This window comes from Sphingomonas melonis (assembly GCF_013409985.1).
Taxonomy (GTDB): domain Bacteria; phylum Pseudomonadota; class Alphaproteobacteria; order Sphingomonadales; family Sphingomonadaceae; genus Sphingomonas; species Sphingomonas melonis_A.
In genome coordinates this window covers 237,906-249,650 of record NZ_JACCBY010000005.1, presented here as the reverse complement: position 1 = coordinate 249,650, position 11,745 = coordinate 237,906, and the positions used below count along the sequence as shown (strand labels likewise).

The following is an 11,745-nucleotide window of genomic DNA, read 5'->3' as shown; positions in this document are numbered from 1 at the left end:
ATCCAGGGCACGATCGGTCAGGACTTCATGAAGCCCGGCCATGTCATCGCCTCCGTCAAGCATTTCCTCGGCGACGGCGGCACCGGCGGCCACGACCAGGGCGACACGCGCGTGTCGGAGACGGTGCTGCGCGAGGTGCATGGCGCCGGCTATATGACCGCGCTGCCCGCCGGCGCGCTGACCGTGATGCCGAGCTTCTCGAGCTGGAACGGCGAGAAGATGACGGGCAACAAGAGCCTGCTCACCGGCGTGCTCAAGGACCGCTGGGGTTTCCAGGGCTTCACCATCGGCGACTGGAACGCGCACGGCCAGGTGACGGGCTGCACCAACGAGGATTGCGCCCCCGCCATCAACGCCGGGCTCGACATGTTCATGTATTCCGGCCCGAAGTGGAAGGAGCTCTACGTCAACACGTTGCGCGAGGCGAAGGCCGGCACGATCCCTGCCGCGCGGCTCGACGATGCGGTGCGCCGCATCCTGCGCGTCAAGGTGATCGCCGGCACGTTCGACAATGGCCGGCCCTCGGCGCGGCCGATGTCGGGCAAGTTCGCGCTACTCGGCGCGCCCGAACATCGCGCCATCGCGCGGCAGGCGGTGCGCGAATCGCTCGTGCTGCTCAAGAACAACGGCAGCGTGCTGCCGGTGAAGTCGGGGGCGAAGATACTCGTCGCCGGGCGCGGTGCCGACAATATCGGCCAGCAGGCCGGCGGCTGGTCGATCACCTGGCAGGGCACCGACGTTGCCAACAAGGATTTCCCCAACGGCCAGTCGATCTGGTCGGGGATCGATGCGGCGGCACGCGCCGCCGGCGGCAAGGCGACGCTCGCGGTCGACGGTGCCTTCACCGCCAAGCCCGATGTCGCGATCGTCGTCTTCGGCGAGACGCCCTATGCCGAATTCACCGGCGACCGGCCGAGCCTGGAATACAGCCCCGAGGACAAGAGCGATCTCGCATTGCTCAAGAAGCTCAAGGCGGCGGGCGTGCCGACCGTGGCGGTCTTCCTTTCGGGCCGGCCGATGTGGGTCAATCCGGAGATGAACGCCGCCGACGCCTTCGTCGCGGCGTTCCTGCCCGGCACCGAGGGCGGCGGCGTCGCCGACGTGCTGATCGCGGGGAAGGGCGGCCGTCCGGTCGCCGACTTCCACGGCAAGCTGAGCTTCAGCTGGCCGAAGCGGATCGACCAGAACGTGCTCAACCGCACCGATCCGGGCTATGACCCGCTGTTCCCGATCGGCTTCGGCCTGACCTATGCCGACAAGGCGACGCTGGGCCGGCTCGACGAGACCAAGCCGAAGGTCGCGGCGGCCGACCAGAATGCCCTGTTCGTCCGCGGTCGCGTCGTCGGCGGGGCGCGCATCGGCACGACCGGCGCCGCGGTGCAGACGCGCACCGACCGGCGCGGGCAGGAGGACAGCCTGCGGCTGACATGGAAGGGCGCGGGCAGCGTCGGAATCGAACAGGCGATGCCGATCGACCTGACGCGCGAAGCGAACGGCGACCTCAGCCTGATCATCGACTATCGCGTGACCGCGAAGCCCGCGGGCGCGGTGACGGTCGGGGTGGCGGATACCGCCAAGACCGCGACGGTGCCATTGACCAACGCGCTTACCGTCGGCGATTGGGCGACCGTGGCGGTGCCGCTACGCTGCTTCGCCAGCCAGGGGATCGTGATGAACAAGGTGACCAAGCCGTTCGAACTGACGAGCAGCGGTGCGCTGGGCGTCGACGTGTCGGGTATCCGCATCGGCAGCTCCACCACCCCGATCGCCTGTGGTGCGAAATGAGCGGGGATGATCTGTCCCGCCGCGGCCTGATCGGCGGCGCGGCCTTGTTGACGCTCGCCGGCGCGGCGGGCGCGCAGACCGCCGCCGGAGACGAGGTCGTGCCGCTGTGGCCAGCCCGTATCCCCGGCGCGCCGACCCGGACGATCCCGCGCAAGGTCGAGGAACGCTCGAAGACCGCGGGCTTCACCGACCGCTGGGTGACCGGCGTCGACGTGCCCGCACTGGTGGTGAAGCGACCGGCGCGCCCCAACGGCGCGGCGGTGTTGCTGGTGCCGGGCGGCGGCTATGGCTTCCTCGCCTATGACAATGAGGGGGTCGAGCAGGCGCGCTGGCTCAACGCGCTGGGCGTGACGTGCTTCATCCTGCTTTATCGCCTGCCGGGCGAGGGCTGGGGCGAGCGGCGGCTGGTGCCGTTGCAGGACGCGCAGCGTGCGATGCGGGTGATCCGCAGCCGCGCCGCCAGCTTCGGCGTTGATGCGAAGCGGATCGCGGTGATCGGTTTCTCGGCGGGCGGGCATCTCGCCGGGTCGCTGGCGACGCGGCATGGCGAGCGCGTCTATGCCCCGGTCGATGCCGCCGACACGCTGTCGGCGCGGCCGGATCTCGCCGGATTGATCTATCCGGTGATCAGCATGGACGCGGCGATCACGCACAAGGGCTCGCGCGACAATCTGCTCGGGGCGACGCCCTCCGCGGCGGAAGTCGCGGCGGCGTCGGTGGAGGCACGGGTGACGGCGGAGACGCCACCGGTGTTCCTCGTCCACGCCAGCGACGACGGCACGGTGCCGATCGCCAACAGCCTGTCGATGTACTCGGCGTTGCTCGCGGCGAAGCGCCCGGCGGAAATGCACCTGTTCGACGAAGGCGGCCACGGCTTCGGCGCGCGCCTGTCGAAGGCGACGCCGGCGGCGGCATGGCCGACGCTGTTCGCCGCTTATGCCGCGCGCAAGGGCGTGTTTCCCGCCTGAACTTCACCGCAATTCCTCCCCCGCAAGGGGGAGGTGGCATGCCCGCAGGGCGTGACGGAGGGGGAGGATACGGGAGCTACAGTGGGGTCCCGTGTCCTCCCCGCCATCACCAGCTTGGCTGGTTCCCCTCACTCTTGCGGGGGAGGGTATTGCCTATGGCTGCGGTGATGAGGTTCGATCAGCGTCCTCCTCTTATCCGTCACCCCGGACTCGTTCCGGGGTCCACTCTGCGGCGAGGAGAAAGGCTTGATGGGATACCGTTCTCATGCGGACCGGTGGACCCCGGAACCAGTCCGGGGTGACGGGTGGGGTTGGAAGGCGGCGGGCTCAAACGACCGTTGACATCCAGTAGCGCCCCCCCCCCTCGGGCGGGGGGAGGACCCTCACTTCATCCGGATGGTCATCGCCTTGCCGGTATAGCTAACCCGGGTTGCGCCATTCTCGGCGAAGTCCACCGCCTCGGCCTTGCCCGGCGTGTGGAAGTGCACCGACACCGCGCGCGTCGCGACCATGCCCGGATAGCTGCCCTGGCGCGCGCCGATGGTCAGCGTCTTCGCCTGCTCGTTCCACGTCAGCGGCACGCGCGCGAACTTGCCCGCCGCATAGCCCGGCGTCACGCCGTCGTCCTCGTACAGCGAGAACGCGCCGTCCTTGCCGGTGAAGACATGCAGCACGATCGGCCCGCCCGGCTGCTCGCGCGCATATTGCACCGCCGGGCCGGTCGGCACGATCGCGCCCGCGCGGACGAACAACGGCATCCGCTCGTAGGGCGCGGCGGCGGTGATCGACTGGCCACCCGTGTAATGCTGCCCGCTGGCGAAATCGTACCAGTCCGCCCCCGCCGGCAGGTACACCGCCCGCGCGCGCGCCTTGAACGCCGTCACCGGCGCGACCAGCAGATCGCGGCCGAACAGATATTCGTCGTCGACATTCCACGTCTTGCGATCGGCGGCATAGTCCATCACCAGCCCGCGCATGATGCTGCCGTCCTTGTGGAAGGTGTCGGCCGCGGTCGTGTAGATATACGGCATCAGGCGATAGCGCAGCTGATCGTACCACAGCATCGACGATGCCATCGCCGGATCGCTGGCGCTCAGCTCGTAGATCTCGCGCTTGGGCGTCTCGCCATGGCTGCGGAACAGCGGGCTCAGCGCACCGAACTGGAACCAGCGCAGGTTGAGCTCGCGCCATTCGGGCAGCGCCGCCGGCTCGGCATTGGTGTAGCGATCCTCGACCGCGAAGCCGCCGATATCGTGCGTCCAATTGGGCACGCCCGACATCGACAAATTGACGCCCGCCGAAATCTGGTCGCGCAGATCGTCCCAGCGCGCCGCGACGTCGCCCGACCACAAGGCCGCGCTCGCGCGTTGCAGGCCGGCGAAGCCCGACCGCGTCAGGATGAACGGCCGCTTGTCGGCATTGGTGTCGCGCAGCCCCTCGGCGAAGCCCGCCGCATGGACCAGCGGGAAGCTGTTGAAATAGGCGCCGCCCGGCCCGAAGGCGTTGGGGCCCATCACGTACTTGCGCTCTTCGATCGACAGGTTGGAATGGATGTCGGGCTCGGTCGCGTCCATCCACCACGCGTCGATGCCGAGCTTGACCAGATTGTCGCGCACCTGCCGGTAATAGATTTTCCGCGCTTCGGGGTAATAGGGATCGTAGTCGGTGTTGAGATAGCCCGGCCCGACCCAGTCCTTGTTCTTCAGCTTGAGATTGCCCTGATACAGGAAGCCCTTGGCCGCCAGTTCCTTGGCATTGTCGGTATTGGGATAGAATTTCGGCCAGACCGAGATCATCAGCTGCGCGTTGAGCTTGTGGACCTCGTCCACCATCCCCTGCGGATCGGGGAAGCGCGTCTTGTCGAACTGGTGGCTGCCCCATTGATCCTGCGGCCAGTAGAACCAATCCTCGACGATATTGTCGAGCGGGATCTGCCGCTTGCGATATTCGCGCACGACGCCGACCAATTGTTCCTGCGTCTCGTAGCGCTGGCGGCTCTGCCAGAAGCCATAGGCCCATTGCGGCATCATCGGCGCCTTGCCGGTCAGCCCGCGATAGCCGGCGACGACCGCGTCCATGTTGGCACCGGCGACGACATAATAGTCGAGCGCCTTGCCCGCCTCCGACGACAGCCACAGCGAATGGCGATCGGGCTGGGGCAGCGGATCGTTGTGGAAGAACGCCATATAGCCGGCGTTCGGCTCCCATTCGATGCGGATCGCGACCGGCTTGCCGGCGGTCATCGGCAGCTCGACATTATGGTACCAGGGGTTCCAGTTCTGCCGCCAGCGATCGAGCACCAGCTTGTCGTCGGCATAGACCTTGAAATAGCTCGATCCGTAGACGCGGAACTTGTGCATGCCGGTGACGGTGGGATCGACGGTGCCGGTCCAGATCACGCGCTGCTTGCCGACCACCTTGCCGGCGGTGTTCTGGCCGCTGTCCGCCGAGGCGACGGTCTGTGCCTTGGCTTGCGCCGGCCAGCGCGCCTGATCCTTGATATATTGATAGTTGATCGTCGCTTCCTGGCGCGTCGCGGCCAGTTTGTCGCCGAGGTAATATTGCGCGGTCCAGCCCGGCTTGCCGCCGTTCGACACCTTCATCCCGTCGCCGACCAAGGCATAAGGCTTGGGATTGCCGAAGCGCGTGATCGAATTGTTGTCCCACAGCAGCCCGTAATTGCGCGTCGAGACGACGAACGGGATGGCGATGTCCATATTGTGCTGGGCGAGTTCGACGTCCTCGCCGTTATAGTTCATCTGCCGGTTCTGATGCTGGCCGAGGCCGTAGAAGCCTTCGTCGGTGCCGCGGTTGAACTGCTGCTGGGTGGCGACATAGCCCTTGCCCTCGACGCTCGGCGCGAAGGCGGCGCGGCCGGCCTCGTCGAGCAGCACCTTGCCCGCCGCATCGCGGAAGGTGAGGTGGCCGTCGGACAGGCGGATCTCGGCGCTCGCCTTGGCGAGCTTCAGCGTGACGACGCCCGCGCCTTCGCTGATCGTCGGCGCGCCATGCGGCTTGGCGACCACCATCAGGCTGTCGGGCAAGGTGAGGTCGGTGCCGGGGATGGCGGTGACGCGGAAGCTGTCATCGCCATAGGCGACGACGCGGACGCGCTTGGCGGGGCCGCTGTCGGGCGTGACGACGACGCCCTGGTCGATCTTCTGCACGTCGGCGGCGAGTGCCATGCCCGAGGTGGAGACGGCGAGGCCGGCGATGGCGCGGGCGAGGAAACGGAAGGTCATCGGTCTGATCCTGATCTGATCGGGCTGAATAGGAAAAGCCGTTCGCCCCGAGCCTGTCGAAGGGCAGTGCCACATGCGACCACGTCGCTTATGGACGCCTGTGCTTCGACAGGCGCAGCACGAACGGGGATAAGGTCAACGATAGGTGCCGAGCGTCACGCGGAGCAGCGTGGGCTTGGTGAGATTGAGGCCATAATCGGTCTGGTCGCCGTTCCAGATGCGCAGCGTCGTCCAGGTGCCGGCGGCGTCGAAACTGCCTTCCTCGACGCTGAGCAATTGCGTGTTCTCGCCTTTCGTCGCGGTGGCGCGATCGATCTTGATGCGCACGTCGGAGCCGGCGAGCAGGAACTGGTCCGAGCCGAGCTGCGCCACCGCGACGCCGCCGACCGGCTGGTCGCGCGTCGGATTGGGATCGGACTTCAGCCATTGCGAATCGCGATCGCCGAACTGCCATTGGCCATATTGCGCGGTGATCTTCCACCGCCCCATCGTGCCGCTCTCGTCAGAGGCGTCGGCGGGCTTGGCGCTGCCCCAGGTCGGATGCGCCAGCGCGACCTTCGCCCAGCCGCGCGCGTTCGGCGCCATCAGCGCGAATTTGTCGCCAAAAGCCGCGATCGTCTCGGCGTCGATCACCTTGCTACTGAGCGGGTAGTTGACATAGCCGGTGTCGTCGAAGCCGAACGGCGAGAAGCCGATGCCGCCATGGCCGAGCACCGGCCACAGGTAGCGCGCATAGGCGATCGCATTGCCCGTCTCCGGGATCATCAGCGCATTGTCCGGCCGGCCGTAGAGCTTGAGGAAGGCGGCATAGGTCTTGGGATCGGCATTGTAGAGATCGGGCGCGACGACATCGAGATGCGGCGCGGCGGCCTTCCATACGTCGATGATCGTCCAGTTCGGCCCGCCGCTCGCGCCGCCATCCTCGCCCGGCGTGGCGAAGGGGCTGCCGACCGCGGCATTGGCGTACATCGGCAGGTCGAGCACCGCGCGGCCCGCCGCGGCGATCTCGTCGACGTAGCGCGCGACGTACCAGCCGTTGAACGCCGCCTCGGCGACCTTGCCATAGACGCTCGCCCAGTCGCCGCGCTTGCCGGTCTTTTTGGCGAGCGCCGCCGGGATCGGCTGGCGGAACAGTGCCTGTGCCGCGGGCGACAGGTCGCGGTTCTGGCCGTAGACGCCGGTTTCGTTCTCGACCTGCACCATGATGACGCGATGGTCGGGGTCGTTCGCCTTCAGATGCTGCATCAGCGCCACGAAGGCGCGCTTGTCCGCCTCCAGCGTGGTGCGGGCATGCGGGGTGAAGGTGGGGTGGGTCGAGCCGTCCGCCTTGCGCATCCGCGGGAAGCGCTTGGGATCGCTCTTCACCCAGGCCGGCGTGTAGCTCGGTCCGGTGTTCTTCCAGGTGCCGAACCACAGCAATACGAGCCGCGTGTCATGAGTCCGCGCGCCGGCGAGCAGCGCGTCGACATAGCTGAAGTCGAACCGGCCCTCGACCGGCTCGACCTGTTCCCAGGCGACCGGGATTTCGAGCGTGTTGGCGTGGATACGCTCGACCATCGGCCACACCTTGGGCAGCATGCCGGCATAGTTGCTGCTGTTGTTCGCCTGGATGCCGAGCATCAGGAACGGCGCGCCATCGACCATCAGGGCGTGGCGGCCATCACGCGCGACGATCTTGGGCAGCGGTGCGGCGGTCTGCGCATGCACGGGCAGCGCGCCGAGCCCGAGTGCGGCCGCTACCAAAGGCGCGGTGCGCCACCGCGTGTTCCAGCCCATCATCGTCATCCTCCCAGATCGCGGCGACGCCTGTCGGCGCCGCATTGCTGATGGTGGCGCTACCAAGCGGCGAACGGCTTGTCGATAAGTAAGACATATGAAGCGGTTAGCCCGTATCGGCGGAGCAGCGGACGAAGCGGTTGAAAAGACCCGAATCTTGCCCCCAACCTTGATCCTGTCGGGCGAGGCGCGGCCGCCCATCCGCATGGCCGGCGCCCTTGCTCTGCCTGGCGTCCAGCTTGCCGGGAACAGGATAGGGCATATCGACACGGCCGCTGCTACGACCGGCACCATGCTCTGCAACGCCCTCTGCGACTCGCCGGTCGGCCCGCTGACGCTGGTGGCGAGCGATACCGGCCTCGTCGCGGTCCTGTGGCCGAACGACGACCCGCTACGCGTGCGCCTCGGTCCCGCCATGCCGCATGGCGACCACCCGATCCTGATCGACACCGCGCGCCAGCTCGGCGACTATTTCGCCGGTATCCGCACCCGGTTCGACCTGCCGCTCGACTGGCGGGGAACGGCTTTCCAAAAGCAGGTTTGGGCGGCGTTGCTCGCCATCCCCTATGGCGAGACGCGCAGCTACGGGGCGCTGGCGCGGGCGATCGGCCGGCCGGCGGCATCGCGCGCAGTCGGCGCCGCGAACGGGCGCAACCCGCTGTCGATCATCGCACCCTGCCACCGCGTCGTCGGCCATGTCGGCCACCTCACCGGCTTCGCCGGCGGCTTGGCGGCGAAGGCAATGCTGCTCGCGCTCGAACGGCGCGCCGGCGAACTGCCGCTGTGACGCGGACCCTGTGCAACTTTTTGCACACATCCGCGGTCCGATGGCGATTGCCGCCCGCACCCTTTCCTCGAAAAAAACATTAAGTCACTGATAAACAACGGTATTTAAGTTCACCCGATGCAGTTGCCTGTCCCGCCGGGATCGCGGCATTCTCCGGTAACGCATCGCGGCCAGAAGAGCCGGTCTGCGCCGTCATAGAGGATGAGAGGCAACCCATGAGCATCACCGTCGCCGCGACGCCATCCGGAGGCCCGGCCGTACCGCCGGCCGCCAAACCCTGGTATGCGCAACTCTACCTGCAGGTTCTCGTCGCGATCGTCGCCGGCGTGCTGCTCGGCCATTTTGCGCCGCAAACCGGCGAGGCGATGAAGCCGATCGGCGATGCGTTCATCAAGCTGGTCAAGATGGTGATCGCACCGGTGATCTTCCTGACCATCGTCACCGGTATCGCCGGTATGCGCGATCTCGGCGCGGTCGGCCGCGTCGCGGGCAAGGCCTTCATCTATTTCCTGTTCTTCTCGACGCTCGCGCTGATCGTCGGCCTGATCGTCGCCAACGTCGTCCGTCCGGGCGCGGGGCTCAACATCGATCCCGCCAGCCTCGACACCAGCAAGGTCGCCGAATTCGCCGAAAAGGCGCATGAATCGACGATCACCGGCTTCCTGACCGGCATCATCCCCGACACCTTCCTGTCCTCGCTGACCCAGGGCAACATCCTCCAGGTGCTGTTCGTGTCGATCCTGTTCGGCATCGCGCTGGCGCTGATCGGCGACCGCGGCGACAAGGTGCTGAGCGTCCTCGAAGACGTGTCGCTCGCTTTCTTCAAGGTGGTCAGCATCGTCATGAAGGCGGCGCCCATCGGCGCGTTCGGCGCGATGGCCTTCACCATCGGCAAATATGGCGTCGGCACGCTCGCCAATCTCGCGATGCTGGTCGGTACCTTCTACTTCACTTCACTGCTGTTCGTGCTGGTCGTGCTCGGCACGGTGAGCTGGCTGTGCGGTTTCTCGATCCTGCGCCTGATCTCCTACCTCAAGGCGGAGCTGCTGCTGGTGCTCGGCACCTCCTCATCGGAAAGCGCGCTGCCCGCGCTGATCGAGAAGATGGAGCGCGCCGGTTGCCCCAAGTCGATCGTCGGCCTGGTCGTGCCGACCGGCTATTCGTTCAACCTCGACGGCACCAACATCTACATGACGCTGGCGGCGCTGTTCATCGCCCAGGCGTGCAACGTCGACCTGACGCTCGGCCAGCAATTGCTGCTGCTCGGCGTGGCGATGCTGTCGTCCAAGGGCGCGGCAGGGGTCACCGGCGCGGGCTTCATCACGCTCGCTGCGACGCTGTCGATCGTACCGAGCGTGCCGGTCGCGGGCATGGCGCTGATCCTCGGCGTCGACCGCTTCATGAGCGAATGCCGCAGCCTGACCAACTTCATCGGCAATGCAGTGGCGACGGTCGTCGTCTCGCGCTGGGAAGGGCGGCTCGACACCGAGCAGCTCCATGCGGCGCTGCACGGCCACGCGGTCCGCATCGACCAGCTGCCGGCCCACGCGGTGCCCGCCGAATAATCGCCTGCCGGCCCTCGCCCTGCGCGGCACCCGTCCGTTCTGCCCGACCCGCGTTGGGGGAGGGCGGCGGCTGCCGCTAGAAGGGGTGGGGGCGACGCGCGGCCCATAAGGACCGAAGCCATGATCCATCACGCCCGTGCCCTTGCCGGCGCCACTGCCTTGCTCACCCTCGCGACCGCCACTGCCGCCACCGCGCAGACCAGCGTCGCGCCGAGCGAGTCGGGCCAGACCCGCGATCCCGCGACGCCGACCGTCACCACCTATCCCGCCGCGGCGTCGGGGGATGGCGCGACGACCAACGGCTTCAACCTGTCGCGCTGGGCCGAGGATTGGCGCAGCTATCGCGATCCCGCGAAGCGCGACGACTTCCTCGATCGCCTCAAGTTCCTGCCGCTCGACAGCGACGGCGACGTCTATCTGACGCTGTCGGGCGAGGTGCGGCTGCGCGTCAACCACACCACCAATCCCAACCTGCGCGACAGCCGCGCGCAGCGGCAGGACATCAACCGTATCGTCGGCGGTGCCGACCTCCACGTCGGGCCGCACTTCCGCGCCTATGCCGAGCTGGCGCACGGCGGCATCTCGGGGGTCGAACTCGGCGCGCCGGCGGCGACGCTGCGCAACGACCTCGTGCTGCAACAGGCGTTCGTCGAGGGCAATGCGGAGGTCGGCGGTGTCGCCGTCGGCGCTCGCTACGGCCGGCAGGAATTCACCGACGGTCCCAATCTGCTCACCTCGCAGCGCGACAACAACACGATCCGCTACACGCTCAACGGCATCCGCGCCTGGGCGCGGGGCAGCCGGGTGCGCGCCGATCTGTTCGACTTCAAGCCGACGCAATACGGCGACCTCGGCACCGACGACGATATCAGCGATCCGGCGCGGCGCTTCTCGGGCGTGACGCTCGGCTATGCCGTGCCAAACAGCTGGCTCGGCGGGTCGAAGCTGTTTGTCGATCCGTTCTTCTGGCGGCGGCGCAACACCGTCGGCGCCTGGGGCGGCCGCATCGGCCCGGCGACGCGCTATTATGTCGGCACGCATATCTATGGCGATGCCGGCCCGGTCACCGTCGACTGGACGATCAACCATCAATACGGCCATTACATCAACCAGGACATCGACGCCTGGCAGCTGTTCTTCGCGCAGACCTACCGGCTCGGCACATCGAAGACCGCGCCGCGCGTCGGCATCCACATGGATTATGCGAGCGGTGGCGGCGGCTATGGCGACGGCAAGCTGCGCGACGCCTATGCGCCGTTCGGCAACAACATCTATTACAGCTACGGCCTGTTCCTGACCCCGTCGAACCTGATCGCAGTCGCGCCGAACTTCACCTTCTCGCCGGTGAAGTCGGTGCGTCTCACCGCCGAATATCAGCTCGCCTGGCGCGATAGTGTCACGGACGCGGTGTATCGCGCCAACGGCCAGCCGTTCGCCGGCACGCAGCGCGTCGGTGAGTCGAAAATCGGCGACGTGATGCGCCTGCAGGGTGTGTGGTCGATCAGCCCGCGGCTGTCGTTCACCGGCCGCTACGAGCATCTCGCCGCCGGGCCGTCGCTGTCGAAGGCGGGGTTCAAGAGCTCCGACTTCATGGCCGGCTGGCTCAGCTTCCGCTTCTAAGA

7 protein-coding genes are annotated in these 11,745 nt (G+C 67.3%); 5 read left to right on the top strand and 2 right to left on the bottom strand.

The genetic code is table 11. The annotated features are described in order from the left end of the window. The coding region (locus tag HD841_RS16515) for a glycoside hydrolase family 3 protein (protein WP_179509978.1) at positions 1-1,785 on the top strand (1,785 nt) is incomplete at its 5' end. Next, positions 1,782-2,753 carry an alpha/beta hydrolase gene (locus HD841_RS16510; RefSeq protein ID WP_179509977.1) on the top strand — a complete coding sequence of 324 codons (972 nt, stop codon included), beginning with the start codon at positions 1,782-1,784 and terminating at the stop codon, positions 2,751-2,753. The genes HD841_RS16515 and HD841_RS16510, both read left to right, overlap by 4 nt. A gap of 383 nt (positions 2,754-3,136) precedes the next feature. Here the strand turns inward: HD841_RS16510 and HD841_RS16505 are convergent, their stop codons facing one another. Next, positions 3,137-5,995 carry a TIM-barrel domain-containing protein gene (locus HD841_RS16505; RefSeq protein ID WP_179509976.1) on the bottom strand — a complete coding sequence of 953 codons (2,859 nt, stop codon included), beginning with the start codon at positions 5,993-5,995 and terminating at the stop codon, positions 3,137-3,139. Positions 5,996-6,130: 135 nt separating this feature from the next. Further along, on the bottom strand, positions 6,131-7,774 hold the full coding sequence (locus HD841_RS16500; RefSeq protein ID WP_257015677.1) for a DUF5597 domain-containing protein: 1,644 nt from the start codon (positions 7,772-7,774) through the stop codon (positions 6,131-6,133). A 289-nt stretch (positions 7,775-8,063) separates the two neighbouring features. On the opposite strand from HD841_RS16500, the gene HD841_RS16495 reads away from it, so the two are divergent. From HD841_RS16495 to HD841_RS16485, 3 genes are all read left to right on the top strand, one after another. Continuing rightward, a complete protein-coding gene (locus HD841_RS16495) occupies positions 8,064-8,558 on the top strand; it encodes a methylated-DNA--[protein]-cysteine S-methyltransferase (RefSeq protein ID WP_179509998.1) in 495 nt (164 codons plus the stop codon). A gap of 215 nt (positions 8,559-8,773) precedes the next feature. Continuing rightward, on the top strand, positions 8,774-10,123 hold the full coding sequence (locus HD841_RS16490) for a dicarboxylate/amino acid:cation symporter (protein ID WP_179509975.1): 1,350 nt from the start codon (positions 8,774-8,776) through the stop codon (positions 10,121-10,123). A gap of 120 nt (positions 10,124-10,243) precedes the next feature. Next, positions 10,244-11,743: an alginate export family protein gene (locus HD841_RS16485; RefSeq protein WP_179509974.1), complete on the top strand. Its 1,500-nt coding sequence runs from the start codon at positions 10,244-10,246 to the stop codon at positions 11,741-11,743. The last annotated feature ends 2 nt before the right edge of the window (positions 11,744-11,745 follow it).

Coding starts and splice junctions, on each gene's coding strand:
- HD841_RS16510 (WP_179509977.1), top strand. CDS start 1,782: ATGAGCGGGGATGATCTGTCCCGCCGCGGCCTGATCGGCGGCGCGGCC.
- HD841_RS16505 (WP_179509976.1), bottom strand. CDS start 5,995: ATGACCTTCCGTTTCCTCGCCCGCGCCATCGCCGGCCTCGCCGTCTCC.
- HD841_RS16500 (WP_257015677.1), bottom strand. CDS start 7,774: ATGATGGGCTGGAACACGCGGTGGCGCACCGCGCCTTTGGTAGCGGCC.
- HD841_RS16495 (WP_179509998.1), top strand. CDS start 8,064: ATGCTCTGCAACGCCCTCTGCGACTCGCCGGTCGGCCCGCTGACGCTG.
- HD841_RS16490 (WP_179509975.1), top strand. CDS start 8,774: ATGAGCATCACCGTCGCCGCGACGCCATCCGGAGGCCCGGCCGTACCG.
- HD841_RS16485 (WP_179509974.1), top strand. CDS start 10,244: ATGATCCATCACGCCCGTGCCCTTGCCGGCGCCACTGCCTTGCTCACC.